Annotated in this window: 20 protein-coding genes; 9 read left to right on the plus strand and 11 right to left on the minus strand. The window is 71.1% G+C overall.

Translation table 11 applies throughout. The features are described from left to right. Positions 1-118: 118 nt before the first annotated feature. Both ACIQBL_RS15855 and ACIQBL_RS15860 read left to right on the plus strand, forming a co-directional pair. On the plus strand, positions 119-1036 hold the full coding sequence (locus tag ACIQBL_RS15855) for an NAD(P)-dependent oxidoreductase (protein WP_401942519.1): 918 nt from the start codon (positions 119-121) through the stop codon (positions 1034-1036). A 115-nt stretch (positions 1037-1151) separates the two neighbouring features. After that, on the plus strand, positions 1152-1745 hold the full coding sequence (locus tag ACIQBL_RS15860; protein ID WP_401941601.1) for a DUF4232 domain-containing protein: 594 nt from the start codon (positions 1152-1154) through the stop codon (positions 1743-1745). 44 nt (positions 1746-1789) lie between these two features. On the opposite strand, the gene ACIQBL_RS15865 is transcribed toward ACIQBL_RS15860, so the two are convergent. The 6 genes from ACIQBL_RS15865 to ACIQBL_RS15890 all read right to left on the minus strand — a co-directional run bounded on the left by ACIQBL_RS15865 (position 1790) and on the right by ACIQBL_RS15890 (position 9361). Beyond that, a complete protein-coding gene (locus ACIQBL_RS15865; protein ID WP_401941603.1) occupies positions 1790-2422 on the minus strand; it encodes a GTP-binding protein in 633 nt (210 codons plus the stop codon). After that, positions 2403-2777, minus strand: a complete 375-nt coding sequence (locus tag ACIQBL_RS15870) for a DUF742 domain-containing protein (RefSeq protein WP_401941606.1) — start codon at positions 2775-2777, stop codon at positions 2403-2405. The genes ACIQBL_RS15865 and ACIQBL_RS15870 overlap by 20 nt, the downstream gene beginning before the upstream one ends. After that, positions 2774-3211, minus strand: coding sequence for a roadblock/LC7 domain-containing protein (locus ACIQBL_RS15875; RefSeq protein ID WP_401941609.1), 438 nt, complete (start codon positions 3209-3211; stop codon positions 2774-2776). Before ACIQBL_RS15875 ends, ACIQBL_RS15870 begins: the two co-directional genes overlap by 4 nt. Further along, positions 3208-6132 (minus strand): nitrate- and nitrite sensing domain-containing protein, encoded by a 2925-nt coding sequence (locus ACIQBL_RS15880; protein ID WP_401941611.1) that lies wholly within the window; start codon positions 6130-6132, stop codon positions 3208-3210. The genes ACIQBL_RS15875 and ACIQBL_RS15880 overlap by 4 nt, the downstream gene beginning before the upstream one ends. A 559-nt stretch (positions 6133-6691) precedes the next feature. Next, positions 6692-8452 (minus strand): helix-turn-helix domain-containing protein, encoded by a 1761-nt coding sequence (locus ACIQBL_RS15885; protein ID WP_401941613.1) that lies wholly within the window; start codon positions 8450-8452, stop codon positions 6692-6694. A gap of 699 nt (positions 8453-9151) precedes the next feature. Next, positions 9152-9361, minus strand: coding sequence for a 4-oxalocrotonate tautomerase family protein (locus tag ACIQBL_RS15890; RefSeq protein WP_401941616.1), 210 nt, complete (start codon positions 9359-9361; stop codon positions 9152-9154). 333 nt (positions 9362-9694) lie between these two features. On the opposite strand from ACIQBL_RS15890, the gene ACIQBL_RS15895 reads away from it, so the two are divergent. Beyond that, positions 9695-10555 (plus strand): helix-turn-helix transcriptional regulator, encoded by an 861-nt coding sequence (locus ACIQBL_RS15895; RefSeq protein WP_401941617.1) that lies wholly within the window; start codon positions 9695-9697, stop codon positions 10553-10555. A 103-nt stretch (positions 10556-10658) separates the two neighbouring features. Here ACIQBL_RS15895 and ACIQBL_RS15900 read toward each other — a convergent pair whose 3' ends face one another. Further along, positions 10659-11198, minus strand: coding sequence for a hypothetical protein (locus tag ACIQBL_RS15900; RefSeq protein WP_401941619.1), 540 nt, complete (start codon positions 11196-11198; stop codon positions 10659-10661). 679 nt (positions 11199-11877) lie between these two features. On the opposite strand from ACIQBL_RS15900, the gene ACIQBL_RS15905 reads away from it, so the two are divergent. Next, positions 11878-12228 (plus strand): type II toxin-antitoxin system Phd/YefM family antitoxin, encoded by a 351-nt coding sequence (locus tag ACIQBL_RS15905; protein ID WP_401941621.1) that lies wholly within the window; start codon positions 11878-11880, stop codon positions 12226-12228. Between the two features lie 26 nt (positions 12229-12254). After that, complete coding sequence (locus ACIQBL_RS15910; protein ID WP_401941624.1) at positions 12255-12794, plus strand: Fic/DOC family protein; 540 nt, start codon at positions 12255-12257, stop codon at positions 12792-12794. A gap of 167 nt (positions 12795-12961) precedes the next feature. Here the strand turns inward: ACIQBL_RS15910 and ACIQBL_RS15915 are convergent, their stop codons facing one another. Together ACIQBL_RS15915 and ACIQBL_RS15920 are read right to left on the minus strand one after the other, a co-directional pair. Beyond that, positions 12962-13294, minus strand: a complete 333-nt coding sequence (locus ACIQBL_RS15915) for an IS3 family transposase (RefSeq protein WP_401941626.1) — start codon at positions 13292-13294, stop codon at positions 12962-12964. Next, the gene (locus ACIQBL_RS15920) at positions 13291-13602 is read right to left on the minus strand and encodes a transposase (RefSeq protein ID WP_401941629.1); all 312 of its coding nucleotides are present in this window, start codon (positions 13600-13602) and stop codon (positions 13291-13293) included. Before ACIQBL_RS15920 ends, ACIQBL_RS15915 begins: the two co-directional genes overlap by 4 nt. Before the next feature lie 92 nt (positions 13603-13694). Between ACIQBL_RS15920 and ACIQBL_RS15925 the strand changes: the two genes are divergently transcribed. Beyond that, the gene (locus ACIQBL_RS15925; protein WP_401941631.1) at positions 13695-14594 is read left to right on the plus strand and encodes a cytochrome P450; all 900 of its coding nucleotides are present in this window, start codon (positions 13695-13697) and stop codon (positions 14592-14594) included. Between the two features lie 43 nt (positions 14595-14637). Here the strand turns inward: ACIQBL_RS15925 and ACIQBL_RS15930 are convergent, their stop codons facing one another. Next, a complete protein-coding gene (locus tag ACIQBL_RS15930) occupies positions 14638-14787 on the minus strand; it encodes a hypothetical protein (protein WP_401941633.1) in 150 nt (49 codons plus the stop codon). A 384-nt stretch (positions 14788-15171) separates the two neighbouring features. Here ACIQBL_RS15930 and ACIQBL_RS15935 point away from each other — a divergent pair, with 384 nt between their 5' ends. From ACIQBL_RS15935 to ACIQBL_RS15945, 3 genes are all read left to right on the plus strand, one after another. After that, positions 15172-15594: a hypothetical protein gene (locus ACIQBL_RS15935; protein ID WP_401941635.1), complete on the plus strand. Its 423-nt coding sequence runs from the start codon at positions 15172-15174 to the stop codon at positions 15592-15594. A 249-nt stretch (positions 15595-15843) separates the two neighbouring features. Continuing rightward, a complete protein-coding gene (locus ACIQBL_RS15940) occupies positions 15844-16503 on the plus strand; it encodes a hypothetical protein (protein ID WP_401941638.1) in 660 nt (219 codons plus the stop codon). A gap of 55 nt (positions 16504-16558) precedes the next feature. Continuing rightward, positions 16559-17281, plus strand: a complete 723-nt coding sequence (locus tag ACIQBL_RS15945) for a DUF1775 domain-containing protein (RefSeq protein WP_401941641.1) — start codon at positions 16559-16561, stop codon at positions 17279-17281. A gap of 73 nt (positions 17282-17354) precedes the next feature. Here the strand turns inward: ACIQBL_RS15945 and ACIQBL_RS15950 are convergent, their stop codons facing one another. After that, positions 17355-17714 carry an ArsR/SmtB family transcription factor gene (locus tag ACIQBL_RS15950; protein ID WP_401941644.1) on the minus strand — a complete coding sequence of 120 codons (360 nt, stop codon included), beginning with the start codon at positions 17712-17714 and terminating at the stop codon, positions 17355-17357. Between the last annotated feature and the right edge of the window lie 83 nt (positions 17715-17797).

Consider the following 17797-nt stretch of genomic DNA (forward strand, 5'->3'; position numbering starts at 1 on the left):
TCGCCCGCCCCCGCCCCCCCGGGGGGGGCCTGTGGGGGGGGGCCCGGGGGTCCCCCCCCGCCGGCGGGGGGCCGCCCGCCCCCGGCCGGCCCCCGGGGCCCCCCGCCGCCCTGGCACCCTGGTCCTCGACAACACCGTCGAGGACGAAAGCCGAGTCATGACCACCGAAAAACTCACCGTAGGCGTCCTGGGCACCGGCATCATGGGCGCCGCGATGGCCCGCAACCTCGCCCGCGCCGGACACACCGTCCACGTCTGGAACCGCACCCGCGCCAAGGCCGACCCCCTCTCCGCCGACGGCGCGCACGTCACCGACACGGTCGCGGAGGCCGTACGCGACGCGGACGTGATCCTCACGATGCTCTACGACGGCGACGCCGTCCTGGACGTGATGCGCGAGGCCGCCCCCGCCCTGCGCCCCGGCGCCGCGTGGATCCAGTCGACGACCTCGGGCCTCGAATCGGTGGGCGAACTGGCCGCGTTCGCGAACCGGCACGACCTCGTCTTCTACGACGCCCCCGTACTCGGCACCCGCCAGCCCGCCGAGGCCGGACAGCTGACGATCCTGGCGGCGGGTCCCGAGGCCGGCCGGGAGACGGTGACCCCGGTGTTCGACGCGGTCGGCGCCCGCACGATGTGGGTCGGCGAGGACGGCGCGGCGGCGACCGCGACCCGGCTGAAGCTGGTCGCCAACAGCTGGGTCCTGGCGGTGACGAACGCGGCGGGCGAGGCGCTGGCCCTGTCCAAGGCCCTGGACGTCGACCCCCAGAGCTTCCTCGGCCTCATCGCCGGCGGCCCCCTCGACATGGGCTATCTGCACGCCAAGTCCGCGCTGATCCTGTCGGGCGGACTGACCCCGGCGAGCTTCGCGGTCACCACCGCGGAGAAGGACGCCCGGCTGATCGTCCAGGCCGGCGCGGCCCACGGCGTCCGGCTCGACGTGGCGGCGGCGGGCGCGGAACGGTTCGCGCGGGCGGCGGCACAAGGGCATGGGGACGAGGACATGGCGGCGGCGTACTTCGCCAGCTTCGACTGAGCGTCACCGTTGCGTCACAGCTGGTGCGTGGGCGAAACCCCGGGTGCGACGGACCTGTCTCTCTCCGCGAGTGCCGGTGAGAGCCGGTCCGCGCACAGTGAGTTCGGGGGACGTCATGCAGAAGAACAGCATTCGTAGGGGCGCGTTGGCGGTGGCCGCGGTGTCGGCTGCGTTGGTGATGACGGGGTGTCAGCCGGGCGACGCGGAGACCAGCTCTCCCGTTTCCTCCGGGTCCACGGGCACGTCCGGGTCCACCGGCGCGGCGGTGAAGGCCTGTGCGGCGGGCTCCCTGAAGGTGAGCGCGTACCAGGCCGCCGTCCGGCCTCAGGGCACCGGAACCGGTGCGGCGATCGTGCGGTTCACCAACATCACCGGCAAACCGTGCGTTCTCCGTGGCCACCCCACCGTCGCCGGCGCCGCGAACGGTTCCCCGGAACTCAACGTCCCGCTGAAGGTCACCCCCACCGGCTCCGCCTCCCCCGTGAAGCTCGCCCCCGGTGGCCGGGCCTGGCTGAAGCTGACGTTCGTACAGGTGCAGGGCGAGGGGGACGGCTACTGCAAGTCCGGTTCGGCGCCGGTCGTCTACCCGACGATGGTGATCGGCCTGCCGGGCTCGGGGGCACACCAAGTCGCGCTGGACGACGGGGAGTTCGCGGAGTGCGACGGCACGGTGACGGCGACGGCCGTATCGGCGGCGAAGCCTGCCTGACCGTAGGGCCACACGGGCCGTACGGGTTACACGGACCGTACGGGCTACACGGGCTGTCGGTCTCCCGCCGTCTCCGCCGCCAGCCCCCGCATCACATGTTCCAGCAGGGCGAGCAGCACCGTCTTCACCGACTCCCGGTCGCGGGCGTCGCACAGGACGAGCGGGATGTCGGGGGCGAGGTCGAGGGCGGTGCGGATCTCCTCGGGGTCCTCCTCGCAGACGCCGTTGAAGCAGTTGACGCCCACGGCGAAGGGGATGCCGCGGTGCTCGAAGAAGTCGACGGACGGGAAGCAGCTCTCCAGCCGGCGGGTGTCGGCGAGGACGACCGCGCCGAGCGCGCCGCGGGACAGGTCGTCCCACATGAACCAGAACCGGTCCTGCCCCGGGGCGCCGAAGAGATAGACCACGAGGGCAGAACTGAGCGTGATCCGGCCGAAGTCCATGGCGACCGTCGTCGTGGTCTTCTGCTCCACGCCGGCGAGGTTGTCGACGCCGACGCTGGCCTCGGTGATGAGTTCCTCGGTGCGCAGCGGGGTCGTCTCGCTGATCGCGCCGACGAGGGTGGTCTTGCCGACGCCGAAGCCGCCCGCGACGAGGATCTTGGCCGTCGCGGCATTGGGCGCGACGGCGATGGCGCGGGAGCGGCTCGCGCGGGGGTCAGATTCTGCGAATGCCATCGATCACTGCCTGGAGGAAACGGGCGTCGGGGGTACCGGCCGCGGCGGGCGGGGAGACGGAGACGAGTTCGTTGTCCAGGAGGTCATCGAGGAGTACCCGGATGACCGCGACGGGCTGGTCGAGCCGGGCGGCGACCTCGACCAGCGCGGTCGGGGTACGGCACAGCGCGAGCAGCCGGTTCTGTTCGGGCTGGAGACGCTGTTCGCGGGTCGGTGGCCGGACGGTGCTGATCAGGGTGATCAGTTCGATGCCGGAGTGGGCGGTCGGGGTCCGGCCGCCGGTCACCGTGTACGGGCGGACGAGCAGGGCGGGGTCTTCGTCCGCCCAGGGATCTTCCTCGGACCAATGTCTCATTCATGCTCACCCGCGAAGGGCGCGCCGCTGTACTCCGGGAACCGCGGGGCCGCACTGAGGAACTGCCCCACCTGCCGTACGACCATGGTCATCTCGTAGCCGACGTTGCCGACGTCCACCTCGGAGGTGGCGAGCACGGCGAGGCGGGCGCCGCCGCCGGCGGTGGTGACGAAGAGGAAGAGGTCGTCCATCTCGATGACGGTCTGCTGCACCCGGCCCCCGCCGAAGTGCCGGCTGGTGCCGAGCGCGAGCGAGTGAACACCCGAGGAAATGGCGGCGAGTTGCTCGGCGTCGTCCTGGGCGAGCCGTTCGGAGGAGCCGACGAGCAGCCCGTCCTCCGACAGGACGATGGCGTGCAGGGTCTCGGGGATCCGCTCGATCAGGTTGTCCAGCAGCCAGGCCAGTCCGCCGTGCGTGGTGTTGGGCGCGGTCATGGGGTGTTCCTTGTCGGACGGGGACGGGTGGGCAACTGACGCCGCTCGGACGAGTCCGCGGGGCGGTCGGGTGCGGGGGCTTCGTCCCGCGGGGACGAAGGCCAGACAGGCATGGGCACTTCCTCCTGGGCACGGGCCCGGCGGGTGCCGTCCCGGAGGGCGGCGAGCATAGAACGCGCCTGCTCCGGCCGCCGCTCCGCCTCCCGCGCCGGGCCGCGGTCACCGTCCGGCCCCGCCAGCCGCTCCCGCAACTGCGGCGCGAGATTCGCCTGCCGCACCCGCCGCGGAAGCCGCCCGCTACCACCGGTCCGGGGCCCGGCAGGCGGCACGGCCGCACTGCGAAAGCCCGTCCAGGACTCGGCCCCGGGACGGGAATTCACGGACGCGCCGACTCCGTCCCGGGACCCGACGGAGGACGCGGTCGCGTCGCGGCGACCACTGGAGGACGCGACCTCGTCAAGACGGCCTGCGGAGGGCGTGCCCCCGTCGCGGAGCCCTGCGGAGGGCGCGACCCCGTCGCGGAGACCTGCGGAGGATGCGCCCTCGTCACGGAAGCCAGTGGAAGGCTCGGTCCCATCACGGAAAGCCGTGGCAGGCGCGGTCCCGTCCTGGAAGCCCGGAGACGGCACGGCCCCGTCACGGAACCCTGCCGAAGACGCGCCCCCATCACGGAAGCCCGTGGCAAACGCCGTCTCGCGGGAGCGCACGGGCGCGGAACCTGTGCCGGTGCCGGTGCTGGTGCTGGTGCCGGAACCGTTGCCGGGGATCGCGGGCGTCACCGGTGCTTCCGGGGCCGTCGAGGCGGGCGCTGCCTGGGGGTGTCGTGTCGGTGTGGTGCGGGTGCGCATCGGCATCCCGCCGGTCGTCACCCCGGCGCGTGGCGGCCCGTTGACCGGGCCGGTGGCCGAACCCGTGGACGACCCGGTGACCGAAGCCAGATGCCGGTCCGCTCGCGCGTCCAGCGGCGGCGGTGCCGCGTCGGCGGCCTGTTCGGTGAGGGCGTGCGGGAGTACGACGACGGCGAGCGAGCCGCCGTAGGACGAGGCCTGCAGGCTGGCTGTGACGCCGTGGCGTTGGGCGAGGTGGCCGACGGTGAAGAGGCCGAGGCGGGGGTCCTCGCCGAGGGTGGTGAAGCTGAAGTCCTTGGGGTGGTGCAGGAGTTCGTTCGCCGCCGCGTACTCGTCCGGCGTCAGGCCCAGCCCCCGGTCCTCCACCTCGACGGCGTACCCCTGCGCCACCGGCAGTGCTCGTACCCGCACTTCGGTGTGCGGCGGGGAGAACGTCACGCCGTTCTCGATGAGTTCGGCCATGAGGTGGATCGTGTCGCCGACCGCGGGGCCCAACACCGCGATGGAAGGCAGGGGTTCGACGACGACCCGGGCGTACCCCTCGATCTCGGACACCGCGCTGCGCAGCAGGTCCGCGAGCGGCACCGCGTGCTTCCAACGGCGCCGGGGTGCCGAGCCCGACAGCACGGTCAGGCTCTCCGCGTTGCGCCGCATCCGGGTGGCGAGGTGGTCGACGCGGTAGAGATCGGCGAGGAGTTGGGGGTCCTGCTCCTTGCGTTCCATGGAGTCGATCACCGTGAGCTGCCGGTGCACCAGCAGCTGGATACGGCGGGACATGTTGTGGAAGACCAGTCGCGCCCCCTCCCGCAGCGCGGCCTGCTCCAACGCGACGCTCACCGCGGTCCGCTGGGCGCTGTTGAAGGCGTCCGCGACCTTGCCCAACTCGTCCGTGCCGTAGTCGAGTTCAGGCAGGTCGTCGAGTTCGGCGCGCTTGCCCTGGGTACGCAGCCGGGTGATGAGTTCGGGCAGTCGTTCCTCGGCCAGTTCGAGCGTCTCCGCGCGCAGCCCGGACATCCGGCCGATGAGGGACCGGGTGATGCGCCAGGACAGAACGGCCACGGCGAGGACGGCGACCAGCGCGAGGGCGCTGCCCCACATCGCCTTGACGAGCACCTGGTGGGTCCGGTCCGCGGAGTCCTTGGTGACCTTGCCCAGGTACTGGCCCTCCACGGCCCGCACCGCGGCGGACACCCGCCCCGGGGCGGCGGCACGGGCGGCCGGGACGCCGGGCACGCCGATCGTGCCGTCGTGCGCGGCGGACGCCGCACCGACGGTCTTCTCGAAGGCCGCCATGGCGGCCCAGTCCCGACCGCCCATGGCCCTGCCCAGCTCCGCGCCCAACTCCGTGGGCAGGTACGGCTCCACCTCGTTGGACAGCACGGAGACCCGGACGGCCTGGGCAGCCGCCAGCGCCGACCGCTCCTGGACGTCCGACTTCCCGGACGCGGCGACCCCGTTGAGGATCGCCTCCTCCTGCGACAGGGCCTCCGCCCCGCGCAGGAACGCCAGGGCGTGGCCGGCGTCGGCCGCGGTGGGCGCGTCGCCGCTGTCGGTGCTGAGCATGCCGAAGAGGTTCAGCGCCGACGAGACGGCGTCGGAGTAGGCGGTGTAGGCCTGCTGCCGGGTGGTCTTCCCGTCGTCGACCGCGGTCCGTTCGTCGGCCAGCCCGGTGAGCCGCTTCCGTACGGTGGCCAACTGGGCCCGGTACTGGGCCGGTCCGACACCGCCGGAGGCGGAGTCCGCCCTGCGGAATCCGGCGAGTACGGCGTCCGTCCGGCGCCGCTGTGCCTCCAGGGCGGCGGGACTGCCGTGCGAGGCCAGCAGGCTGACCGTGAGCTGCCGTTCCTTCTGGAACTCGCCGACCGCCGGCACCAGGGCGTACGTGGTCTTCGCCGCCTGCCCGACGCTGTTGGCGTTGTGCCACTGGTCGAACAGCGCGAACGAGCCGCTGACCCACAGCAGCACCATCGCCGCCGCCGGTACCACCGCGAGGGTGACGAGCGAGGCCCGAATACTGCGCCCCCGGCCGATACCCGCTCCCGCCTGCACGGACGTACCCCGATGTCTGCTCACCTCGCCCGCCGGTATTCGACGGCACGACGGAGAAGAGGAGTTGCGGTGAGGAACTGCGACACCGGCTATTTCCTTTCCGGGGTGGCGCGACGCGTCGACACGGCCAGGCAGACACGTCAACACGCCTGCATACACTGGGGAGTTGACGGCGCAGCACGCCAGGAACGCCAAGGACACCCTGCGGATTTCACGAGGGGCGCCCGAGCCCCCCGCGCAGTTGGTTAGGTATGAAACCGAGCCATCCCACCCGGGTCAAGGGACGCCACAAAAACGCCGGGCACGGAGGTTTAGGCCAGTCAGTACACTATGCGCGTAGACAATCCGACGCCCCTCGTCCCCAACACCCCGCCCACAAACACGTTTTGGCTGACTACCCACGGTGAGGTGCGGGGCAGAGGGTGGCGCGGGTGACGCCGGGGGCACCGGGCGGGCGGTGGGGCGAGGAGCCCAACACCGGGGCGGATGTGACCTAGTTCACAGCATGAACAGCGTTCGAGCACACCAACTCCACCAGCCATCAGGGCCGTTGCGGGGTCGTCGTAGAAGCAGCCCCCCCCGTTCACGCCCGCCCCGGCTCCTCCACCAGCGCCAGACTCTGGCCCCCGAGCCACGTCATCCCGTACGTCTCCGCCCCGCGTGCCGCCTCCCGCAGCAGCCGGACCGCGTGCGGCTCGCTCCCCGGGCCGCCCATGCGGCGCAGGGCGCGGGCCTGGGCCAGGCGGAGGCGGGCGAGTTCCGGTTGGGAGGAGCGGGCCGGGACGGCCGCCCGGCGGAAGTGTTCGAGGGCGGTCTCCGGCTCGCCGGCCGCCAGGGCCAGCAGGCCGCAGGCGCGGGCGGTCGGGCCGACGAGGACGGTGGGCCAGCCGCCGAGGGCGATCTGCTCGCCGTCGTGCGGCGCGAGGCGGGATCGGAGCGCGGGCAGCGCCTGCGCCAGCTCGGCCTCGAATCCGCCCTCCAGGTCCAGCGCCGCGCAGACCTCCGCCAGCAGGACGAGCGCCGGGACCGCCCAGCCCGACGGCGGGAACCGGTCGACGTCGGCGACACAGCCGAGGAACAGGTCCGCCCCCTCGGCGTGCTGCCCGGTCTCGCACAGCGCGAGCGCCAGGCCCGCCCGCCAGACGGGGAAGTAGGCGTGCCGTTCGACGTCGCCGGCCAGGTCGGAGGTGAACAGCTCGGCCAGCCTGCCCTGTTGCCGCAGCAGCCAGTAGGCCTGGCCGAGGCGGGTCTGGGTGAGGTTGTCCGCGGGCACGGCGTAGTCGGCGCGGAGCAGTTCGATGAAGTTCAGGGACTCCACGAAGATCCACTCGGCGGCGGCGTCGAACCGGCCGTGCCACAGGTCGAGCAGGGCGTCGAGGGTGTGGCGCTGCCAGCGGGCGAGGGCACTGTGGGTGTCCGCGGCGTGCTTGCGGTACTGGTTCGCGGTGGCGAGGGCGCTGTAGATCCTGCCGTTGCGCAACTGGTCGATGGCGACGGCCATGAGGGCCTCACCGCGGAAGTACGCCGAGTCCTGCCGGGCGGCGGCCTCGCGCAGCTGCTCGGAGAGCGTCAGGGACTCAGGGGCGGTCATGAAGTCGTAGCGTGCCCAGCGGCATTCGGTGAGGACCTCGCAGCGCACCTCGTCGTCGCCGTCGACGGGTAATCGGCGCAGGGTGTCCTCGGCGAGCCGCGCGCCCTCGGCGGGGCCCGCCAGTCCCGCCGAGGTGTCCTGGCTGACCGCCAGGGACATCTTCTTCGCCAGATGGGCTTCGAGACGCAGCCGCAGCCCCGCGGCCTCGGGACTCCGATCGCCGTCCAGTGCGGTCAGGCACCCCCGGAGCGACTGCAGCAGCTCACGGTCGACCTGCCCGGGATCGGACCAGCGGCGGGCCATGCGGATCACGGCCTCGGCCTGCGCCCGCGGATCGCCCTCGGCGCCGCGGTACGCGGCCGTGTAGTGCCGTTCGGCCTCCCGCATCTCGCCCGCGGCATGGCTGAGGTCACCGCGCCGGAGCAGCCGCCGGAACTCGGCACGGTCCTGCCCGGCGGCCGAACGCCCGCCCCGCCCCGGCGACTTGACCAGCTCGGCCGCCCCGCCCCGGACCGCCTTCGGCACGCTCTCGGCACCGGGCAGCGGCGCCAGCCCGGCCAACGCCCCCTTGGCGTCCAGGACTTCGTCGCACAGCTGGGCCAACTCCAGGGATCCCCTGCGGCGTCCGTTCTCCACGCGGCTCAGGAAGCTGCGGCTGCAGTACACCTTTCCGGCCAGCTCGCTCAGCGACATGCCGGCCGCGATGCGGCGCCTGCGCAACTCGGCACCGAATCCGTCGTGCTCGATGACCATCCCCCCAACGACACCCCACCCGACCGGTGTTGCCAAATACCCGCTGGCAACACCCGGCCCCTCCGACCCGGCACGATTACCGGCGAAGCTGTCTGTGCCGGAGCCTACGGGCACGGGGGCGTGCCCACCGGCGGAACGGGCGCACCGACCATGCCTTCGAGCGAACCAGGGGCGCTCGCGGCGGTCGATATGCCGGGGGCATGCGACCACCGCACTTCCGGCCGCATGCTCCGCAGGGGGCATCGAAGAGCTGAACGACGACGGGGGGATCGGGGGGTCTACGGTCCGGGGCGCGCGGGGGGCGCTCCGGACCCCGGATCCGGGCCGGCAGAGCGCCTCCTCCCCCGCGAACTGAGCGAGCATGCGCTGGAGCAGTATCTCGACGCGCAGATACAGGTGATCGACTCCCTGGACGCCACCGCGACACTCCGGGAAGTGGCGGCGGCGTTCGCCGGGCCGAGGATCCGCGCACTCGCGGCCGGCGGACAGGACCTCGCCGTGATGCGCACCGTCGCGCGCGTCGGCATCGAACTGGCCACCATGCCCGCCGAGCGGATCGAGCGGCAGCTGGTTCCGGTGGTGGTGGCGGGGCGTTTCCGGCGGGATGTCGCGGGCGGCAAGGCTTACGAGGCCGAGGAACAGCAGGGAGTTGCGGGGGCCCGGCCGCAGTGGCTCCGGGCCCCGTGCAGAGGGTGGAGGTCAGGCGTCGCCGTTGAGCATGGCGGCGGTCAGGACGTTGCCGCCGAAGCCCCAGCCGCCGTCGGCGACCTCGTCGACCAGTACGAGGGTGTTGGGGCGGGCCCGCTCACCGTAGATCTCCGCGTACAGGTCGGTGGTGCGGTCGACGATCTTCTTCTTGTCCTCGGCGGTGAGGGTGCCTGCGGGGACCTTGAAGTGGGCGAAAGGCATGGGTGTTTCTCCTTGAGTGGGTTTCTTCCGTGCGGCGGAACCGTGCGTCCGGCGCAGGTGTGCGTCCGGCGCAGGTGTGGCCGGTTGGCTGTTTCTCGACGGCGAGGCCCTCCCGGGCGAGCCGGAGGGAGACCGCCCGGCCGATGCCGCGTGATCCGCCGGTGACGACGGCGACCCGCCCGGCCTCCAGAGGGGGACGGACGGCCGCCGGAGGGGCACTGTCTGTGGGGTGGTCGGTAGAGTCATGTCCTCCACGATGCGCGGACCCGGCCGACGCAACCAGGGGATGTCGTCCCCTGGGTCGGCGACCCGGCCTGACGCAGACTGGCAGGCATGGGTTCTGTGAAATACACCGAGCTGGGAGCCTTCCTTCGCTCGCGGCGTGAACGCATCCGCCCGGCCGACGTGGGACTTCCCCACGGCCCCCGCCGCCGGGTGCCCGGACTGCGCCGCGACGAGGTCGCCCAGCTCGCCGGAGCATCGGTGGACTACTACAACGAACTCGAACGAGGCGCCGGGTCCCAGCCCTCCGCGCAGATGATCGCCGCGCTGTCGAGGGCACTGCGCCTGACCGCCGACGAGCGCGACTACCTCTACCACCTGGCCGACCGCCCGGTGCCCGCGCACGGCGGGCCGGCCTCGCACGTCCACCCCGGCATGCTCGACCTGCTCACCCGGCTGACGTCGACACCCGCACAGGTCATCACCGACCTGCATGTCACCCTCGTACAGAACCCGTTGGCGGTGGCGCTGCTCGGGGACCACTCCGTCCACCGGAACGCCCGGGCCAGCTTCGCCCACCGGTGGTTCACCGACCCCGACGCCCGGCGGCTGTACCCCGAAGCCGACCACGACGGCCAGTCCCGGGCCTTCGTCGCCGACCTCCGGGCCGCCACCGCCAGACGGGACGCCAAGGACACCGAAGCCGGCTCGATGATCAGCTCACTGCTCGACACGTCCTCCGAATTCGCCACCCTGTGGGCCGACCGCGACGTCGCGTTCCGGCGCGACGACCGCAAACGCCTCAACCACCCCGTACTCGGCCTGATCGAGGTCAACTGCCTCAGCCTGTTCAGCGAGGACGGCCGCCAGCGGCTGCTCTGGTTCACCCCCGCGGTAGGCACCGACAGCGCCGACCTCCTCGACCTGCTCGCCGTCCTCGGCACCCAGGAAGTCACCGGGTCTACAGGCTGACGACCATTCCCTTCACCGCACTCGCCGTCGCGATGAAAGCGCCGCTACGACTTGCGCGGCTCCCTTGACGGCTACGTAGGGCACGCTCCCGGGCCGTCCGGGGTCACCAGGTGTGAGCCACGTCCACCACGAGATGGTTGGCCGTCTGGAAGACCTGGAACGGCAGCCGGGCGCGGACGCCCAGTCCGGCCTGGGTGTATCCCTCGGAGCCGCCCGTGACCTTGAACTCCCGGAAGGTCCGGTACCCGGTGACGTCGACGGACGGAAGCGGCGGGTAGGGCTGTCCGGTCGCCGGGTCGTAGCGCGAGGAGAACAGCGAGATCTCCAGAATGGCGCCGCCCTTGATCGGAACCACGACGTCGCTCGGGTCCTGGTGCAGTACGTCGACGTAGCGGACCGTGTAGCCGATCGGGTCGGCCGCCGTGCCCTGGGCGTCGAAGACCAGCCGGTCGAAGCACGCGTGCTGTCCGGTCCTCACGTCGGTCAGCCGCCTGGAGGCAACGGAGTCACCCGTCTTGTCCAGACTCCCCCACGTCACGGCACAGTCCACGGCCGTCGGCGCGGCCACCGCCGGAACCGTGCCGGCCAACAGGCCGCCGCCCGCCAGCATCATCGCGGCCAGTGCAGTACCTATACGTCGCATGACTACCCCCCGGTAGCTCGCCTAGGTGTGTGTCCTTTCAGACCGGCGGCCTTCCGGAAGGTTGTGCGCAGTGGAACAGTCCCTTGCGGCACAGCGGCCCTGCCAGCATCAACTGCCCCGTGAAACCACAGGGTTTCCGCGATCGACCGCAACCTCCTTCCGCCGGATCCACACATCCAGGTCGAAGTACCGGCTACCGGCAACCCCCGCTGAGGGCTCGACGGCATCACTCATCGCCCCCACCTCCCGACATCCCTCCAAGCACACAACGCGTGCACACTCCCACGGGAACTCCCGGGAACCCCCAGGTGGAAGCGGGAAACCCCCAGACAGGACGAAGGGCCCCGACCAGCCCATAAGACCAGGTCAGAGCCCTGCCGACAGACGAGCCGGGCCGTACGCCGGGGAGAGTCACCGCAACGCTATGAACTGCACAAACGTGCAGGTCGGGCGTTTCCATGGCTACCTTGATGGCTAGGTATGGAGGCACCCCGCGCCGGAGCGTTCCGGACGGGGGCTTCACCGTTCTCAGAGAGGCCGGTTCTGGTGGCCACCGAGGCGGACGACACCGCCGACATGGCGAGTGGGGATACCTCCAAGCCGCCCTGGGCGGGACACTCACTGGAATCCGTACTAGAATCTGTACAGAATCAAGCCTCTATATGGGTACGGTGACAGCATGGAGATCCCTGAGGTCGTGACCGTCAGCGACGCGCGCGCGAGACTGTCGCGGATCCTGACCGACCTGTCGGAGTCCGGCGCGGATGCCGACCCTGTCCTGATCGGCGCCCACCGCAAGCCCCAGGGCGTCCTCCTGTCCGTCGAGGCCTTCGAGGCACTGAGCGGCCGAGCGGCACGACGTGCAGCCGTCGCCTCGGCCACCGGCTCCATCGAGGCCGAGGGGCTCCAGGCCTCCAAGGCCTCAGACCGCGACACCGAGGCATACGTGAAGGGCGACCTCGACGCGGACACCCTTGTCGCCCGCGCGATCGCCCGCCACCAACAGACTTCAGAGCGGCGGGCAGGGTGAACGATCCGTACGCCCTGCCCAACGGCGTGCTGCGCAACAAGCTCGGCATCACCGACCATCAGCCGCTCGCGGCAGCGGAGGCGGACATCACCCGGGCGCGCCTCGTCATGCTCGCCGAACGCCCCCTACCCGGCGCGTACGACCTCGGCCTTCTCCAAGCGTTCCGTGCCGCGATCTTCGGTGACATCTATCCGTGGGCGGGCGAGTTACGCACCGTGAACATCGCCAAGCGCACACCGTTCTGCCTGGCGAGAAACCTGGTGCCCTATGCCGGAGAGGTCTTCGGCCGTCTCGCCTCCTCCAGTCGGCTTCAGAATCTCCCCCGGCAGGAATTCGTCATCCAACTGGCCACGTTGTACGGCGACCTGAACGTCCTCCACCCGTTCCGCGAGGGCAACGGCCGTGCCCAGCGGGCGTTCCTGGCTCAACTCAGCGCCGACGCGGGATACGCCCTGAACTGGTCGGGCATGGACCCACAACGCAACGAGGACGCTTCAGTGAAAAGCTTCCTCGGTGACAACAATTTGTTGGAACAGCTACTCGACGAGCTGGTCACCACGAACTGACGCCCGTCACTCCGGCTGGCAAGGATCCTCGAAAGGGCGTTGCGCCCCTCCGCTCCAGGGACTCGTCAGGGACTCTCAGCTCTGCCCGAGGTACTTTTCGCCGCCTGACGCAGCAAGCCCCTTGAGATGCAATTCCCGCCGTCCGTACGGTCGTTGGCGCGACGGAGTCAGCCGAAGCACTGAAGACCGCCCCGCCCCTCGACCGGACTGCAGTCCTCGCCGAGGTCCGCGCTGTCACGGCTCCCCGGCTGGCGGTTCCCGATGTGGCCCTGCCCCCGCAAGGAGCGGGTGATACGCAGGGCTCCGTAGGCGCCCCGGGAATCGGTGTGGATCTCCCGGATCTGCCGCGCCAGTTCTTCTTCCTCATCCGCCCTCTGCTGTCGTGTCTCCTTGTTCTTGTGCCAGGTGTAGTAGCCGGAGCGGTCCCAGCCCAGGACGTCGCACATCCGCTTCACGCCATGGGCGTCCCGGTGTTCGTCGACGAAACGGAAGCGGATCACCGTGTCGTCTCCCGAGCGAAATAGGCAGCGGCTTTCCGGAGGATCTCGTTGTCCTCCTTCAGCCGGGCGTTCTCCCGCCGCAGTCGCCTGAGTTCCTCTTGCTCGCCGGAGGTCATACCGGCTTCACCCCCGCCGTCCAGCGTCCGGGAACGCCGGGTGGCGTCCTCGCGGACCCAGTTCCGCAGGGTTTCCAGATGGATACCCAGGCCCCGAGCGATGTCGGTGAGGGTGCGGTCCTTCGAGGAACGCACGAGGTCGACTGCGTCCCGTTTGAACTCGTCCGGGAAATTCCTTCGCTTTGCCACCATGGATCACTTCCCCTGGATGACGAAACATCCAGCGTCCAGGTGTCGGAATCTCGGGGGTCACTCCACCGCCCGACCACACCCGGCTGCGCCGCATGCTCATCCCCGAGTTCAGCTTCCGGCGCGTGGAGCAACTGCGGCCAGCCATCCGGCACATCACCGCCGAACTCCTCGACGGCCTCGTCAAACAGCGGCAACCCGCCGACCTGGTCGAGCACTTCACCCTGCCGCTGCCCCTCATGGTCATCTGTGAACTGCTCGGAGTGCCGTACGCGGACCGGGAGTTCATCCATCGGCAGGCCGCGGCCTTCGCCACGGTCTCGGCCGGACCGGAGGCGATGCGGGCCGGCTGGGCGGCGCTCTTCGGCTATCTGCAAGAGCTGTTGGCGGTCAAGGCGCACACTCCCGGCGACGACCTGATGAGCAAGCTGGCCACGGAACGGGTCGCCACCGGGGAGGCCACTGCGGCGGAGGCCGCCGGCCTGCTCGTCCAGATACTCATCGCCGGGCACGAGACGACCGCGAGCATGCTCTCCCTCGGCGTCGTCGCACTGCTCCACCATCCCGACCAACTGGCCGCACTGCGCGCCGCCGAGGATCTGGTACCGGGCGCGGTGGAGGAACTCCTGCGTTACCTGACCGTCGTCCACATCGGCCTGCGCCGCATCGCCACCCAGGACGTCGAGGTCGGCGGCGTCACCGTCCGGGCGGGCGAGGGCGTGGTGGTCGCCCTTCAGGCGGCCAACCGGGACCCCGCGGTCTTCGCCGACCCGGACAGCCTCGACCTCACCCGGGACACCGGCCAGCACCTGGCCTTCGGCCACGGACTCCACCACTGCCTCGGCCAGTCGCTCGCCCGGGCCGAACTCCAGATCGCGCTGCCGATGCTGTTCCACCGGCTGCCGGATCTGCGCCTGACGGGCCCCGCCGCGGAGGAGTACGCCTTCGAAGGACGCGCGGTCCACGGGGTGCGGCAGCTGCCGGTCGCTTGGTGATCCCCGCAGCGTGTCGCGGCGCCCTGCCCACGGCCAAGTGCACCTAGCGTCCCGCGAGGTACAGGTCCTCGGCTGTCCGACAACCGGACCGACCGGAGCCGACCACCAGGACGCCGTCCCCGGACAGTTGGGCCACGTTGCGGCAACGCGCGGAGTGGATCTGTTCGACGCCGACGAGCAGCCGCTCGGTCATCCGCGGAGCGGGGGGTGTGTTGCCGGGACAGGTCCGCGTTCCCGCAGGTGCGGATGGCAGCCCTGGTCGAGTGCGGCACCCATGCCGTGCTGGACGCGGAACTGGCCAGCTGCCGGACCGGTGCACTCACCCTCTCCGCCCGCCTGATGGCTTCGCATCCGGGAGCGGGCTCTGGTCCACTTCTTGTGGATGGCTCACCGACAGTGAGGTCAGAGGCATGTGGTGAGACGGCTGCGCTCTATCGGCCGCCTGGTGGGAGATCGTTCCCATGCTTGCGTACCGTCGCTGGTCCTCTGCAAGCGCGTGTTGCTGAGCCTCGGCGTCCCCACCCCCGGGTGGTGGGTGTGGTCCGGCGGGCCGATGCACTGAAACGGGCGGGCCGCGATGGTCAAACCGCCGTACGGCGGTTCCAGCATGGGCATGAGCGTGGTGCGCGAACAGGCAGATCTTCCCCAGGCGTTGGCGGACGCGGCCGGTGAAGAAGGCGATGCCGTACTGGTCGAGGACTGTCTGACCGGCGTATCCCTGACCGTGGGACTCCTCGAACTGCCGGGAGACGCGGTCGTCGTACTTTCCCCGTTGGCAACCGAGGCAACGGAGGCGGAGTTCTACGACGCCGACACCAAGCTCGACGTGGACACCGCAGCGAGTGCGAGCGCCGGCCACGAGAGGGACGAGTCCGTCACGGCGTGGTGGAGTCCTGCGGCCAGCAGCACGGCCGCCACCGCAAGACCGGCCGAGCGGGCGGGGGTGCCGGTCGCGGTGCGGTCGGGTACGAGGTGGCCGGGCATTTCCGGACCATCATGACGCGCTACGGGCCAACTCCGCTGCCGATGTGGCATTCCGATGTGCGGGAGTGACACCGGACTGCGTGTCCGTTCGACGGCGGCCGGCGGCCGGCAGTCAGCAGTCAGCAGTCAGCAGTCAGCAGTCAGGACGATCGGATGGACAGCGCGCACCGCGCCGGCGGGAAGGAACGGCGGATTTCGGGATGAGACGCCTCTTTGGGGATCCCGCCTCCGGCCAGGGCGGACGATGGCCGATGATGGGCGGGCCATGACCACGCTCAGCACGCTCCGTACTTCGACGCATCCCGCGCCGCTGCCCGTTCTGCGGGCGGCGGTGTTCGCGGTCGCCGGGACGGTGCTGGGAGTGATCGCGCATCATCTGGTCGCCGAGGGGCCCGTCCCGTGGCGGCAGAGCGCGACGGCAGTGGCGTTGCTCTTCGCCGTGGGGCTGGTCGGCACGCGGCGCCCGCGTTCCCTCGCCGCGATGGTGGCGGCGTGCGGAGCCGTACAGGTCGGGCTGCACCTGTGGCTGATGACCGCGCATGCGCACGGAGCAGCACCAATGGCCATGTCCGGCCACATGCTTCCCGGCGCCGACGCCCACGGGATGTGGCACGAGCGCCTCCAGGGTTCATCGGCCATGACGGCCGTGCACGCTGGAGCAGCCGTACTCGTCGCGGTACTGCTGCACCGCGCGGACACCGTCTGCTGGTCACTGGCGCGCGGTCTGACGACTGCGGTCGAGACGGTGCGGGATCGGATCGCCCTGGTCCGGTCGCTGCTCGGCGACCACCCGGTCGGCGCGGAGGCCGAGTTGCCGGTCTCCGCCCTCATGTGGCTGGAGCGGCCACCGCTCAAGGACGCGGTGCTTGCCGACGTGGTGGTACGCAGGGGCCCTCCCCAGGCAGGTCTCGCACTCGCCAACTGACCCTGCCGGAGCGGCGGTTCGGCCGCTCCGTGCTACCTCATGCCTGGAGTCACCCATGTTCCGTGCCATCGACAAGCACGCCCGCGTCCGCCGCCTGGCTCTGGCGTCCGCCGCGGCCACGGCCCTCGTCCTGCTCACCGCCGTACCGGCCGCCGCCCACGTGGAGGTCGAGTCGGACAAGGCCCAGGCCCTCGCCGAGAACGTCGAGATCTCCTTCGACGCCGAGTCGGAGTCTTCCACCGCCGGGATCACCCAGATCCGGGTCGTGCTGCCCGAGGGCATCGCCCCGGCCGACGTGACGTACGGCGAAGGACCCACGGGCTGGAAGTTCACCGCCGACGACGACGGCTACATCGTCAAGGGCCCGGCGCTGAAGCCCGGGGTGAACGCCGCGTACTCCGTCGTCGTCAAGCAGTTGCCGGAGGCGAAGGAGCTGGCCTTCAAGACCCTCCAGTCCTACGGCGACGGACACATCGACCGCTGGATCGAGCTCGACGAGAGCGGCGAGAACCCGGCCCCGGTCCTTGCGTTGAAGGCCGCGGCACCGGGCGCGAAGCCGACTTCTTCTTCCTCACCCAGCGAATCCGCATCTACAACGCCGACGCCGACCGCCGAGGAAACCACCGCGTCGCCGTCCACGGAGGCCGTCGCCGACACCGAGAAGGGTGATGACGGCGGCCTGTCCGCCGGCGTCTGGACCGGCATCGTCGCGGTGTTCCTCGTCGTGGCTGCGGCAGTGGTCTTCGCCGTACGGCGCCGGGGCGCCTCTCAGCAGTAACTCGACCCCGCGGCCGGAAAGGGGCCCCTGCACGCCCGAGTCGGCTCGGGTGTGCAGGGGCCCGTTCGTCGGCTCAGTCGTGCGGAGCCTTCCCGCTCACCCGGTGGTCGGCGTGGCTGAGCGCCTCCACGACCAGGCGCCGCAGATGCCCGTCGCTGAGCCGGTAGTGGATGTGCCGACCTTCCCGGCGCGTGTCCACCAGCCCGGCGAGCCGCAGTTTCGCGAGGTGCTGGCTGACCGCCGTACGCGAGGCGTCGCAGCGTTCGGCGAGCGAGCCGACGTCGGACTCCTCCTGCGCGAGCAGCCACAGGAGATGCAGCCGGGTGGCGTCCGAGAGCATCGCGAACACCCCGGTCGCCTCGGCGAGCCGCGCGCTGTCCGGATCACGCAGGTGCACACCGGCCGCAGGTGACATGGGGTGGCTTTCAGGCATGGGCCCAGCCTAGAGCCATCGGGCCGGGCGCCGGGTCGGCCAAGGACCGGCAGGCTCCCACCATCATGTGCGCAGATGCGCAC

Origin of the sequence: Streptomyces sp. NPDC088350, assembly GCF_044753545.1 — a bacterium.
GTDB lineage: Bacteria > Actinomycetota > Actinomycetes > Streptomycetales > Streptomycetaceae > Streptomyces.

What these genes read in the sequence shown, in the direction of transcription:
- ACIQBL_RS15860 (WP_401941601.1), top strand. Translation starts at nt 1,152, where the DNA reads ATGCAGAAGAACAGCATTCGTAGGGGCGCGTTGGCGGTGGCCGCGGTG.
- ACIQBL_RS15865 (WP_401941603.1), bottom strand. Translation starts at nt 2,422, where the DNA reads ATGGCATTCGCAGAATCTGACCCCCGCGCGAGCCGCTCCCGCGCCATC.
- ACIQBL_RS15870 (WP_401941606.1), bottom strand. Translation starts at nt 2,777, where the DNA reads ATGAGACATTGGTCCGAGGAAGATCCCTGGGCGGACGAAGACCCCGCC.
- ACIQBL_RS15875 (WP_401941609.1), bottom strand. Translation starts at nt 3,211, where the DNA reads ATGACCGCGCCCAACACCACGCACGGCGGACTGGCCTGGCTGCTGGAC.
- ACIQBL_RS15885 (WP_401941613.1), bottom strand. Translation starts at nt 8,452, where the DNA reads ATGGTCATCGAGCACGACGGATTCGGTGCCGAGTTGCGCAGGCGCCGC.
- ACIQBL_RS15890 (WP_401941616.1), bottom strand. Translation starts at nt 9,361, where the DNA reads ATGCCTTTCGCCCACTTCAAGGTCCCCGCAGGCACCCTCACCGCCGAG.
- ACIQBL_RS15895 (WP_401941617.1), top strand. Translation starts at nt 9,695, where the DNA reads ATGGGTTCTGTGAAATACACCGAGCTGGGAGCCTTCCTTCGCTCGCGG.
- ACIQBL_RS15900 (WP_401941619.1), bottom strand. Translation starts at nt 11,198, where the DNA reads ATGCGACGTATAGGTACTGCACTGGCCGCGATGATGCTGGCGGGCGGC.
- ACIQBL_RS15905 (WP_401941621.1), top strand. Translation starts at nt 11,878, where the DNA reads ATGGAGATCCCTGAGGTCGTGACCGTCAGCGACGCGCGCGCGAGACTG.
- ACIQBL_RS15920 (WP_401941629.1), bottom strand. Translation starts at nt 13,602, where the DNA reads ATGGTGGCAAAGCGAAGGAATTTCCCGGACGAGTTCAAACGGGACGCA.
- ACIQBL_RS15925 (WP_401941631.1), top strand. Translation starts at nt 13,695, where the DNA reads ATGCTCATCCCCGAGTTCAGCTTCCGGCGCGTGGAGCAACTGCGGCCA.
- ACIQBL_RS15930 (WP_401941633.1), bottom strand. Translation starts at nt 14,787, where the DNA reads ATGACCGAGCGGCTGCTCGTCGGCGTCGAACAGATCCACTCCGCGCGT.
- ACIQBL_RS15935 (WP_401941635.1), top strand. Translation starts at nt 15,172, where the DNA reads ATGGTCAAACCGCCGTACGGCGGTTCCAGCATGGGCATGAGCGTGGTG.
- ACIQBL_RS15940 (WP_401941638.1), top strand. Translation starts at nt 15,844, where the DNA reads ATGACCACGCTCAGCACGCTCCGTACTTCGACGCATCCCGCGCCGCTG.
- ACIQBL_RS15945 (WP_401941641.1), top strand. Translation starts at nt 16,559, where the DNA reads ATGTTCCGTGCCATCGACAAGCACGCCCGCGTCCGCCGCCTGGCTCTG.
- ACIQBL_RS15950 (WP_401941644.1), bottom strand. Translation starts at nt 17,714, where the DNA reads ATGCCTGAAAGCCACCCCATGTCACCTGCGGCCGGTGTGCACCTGCGT.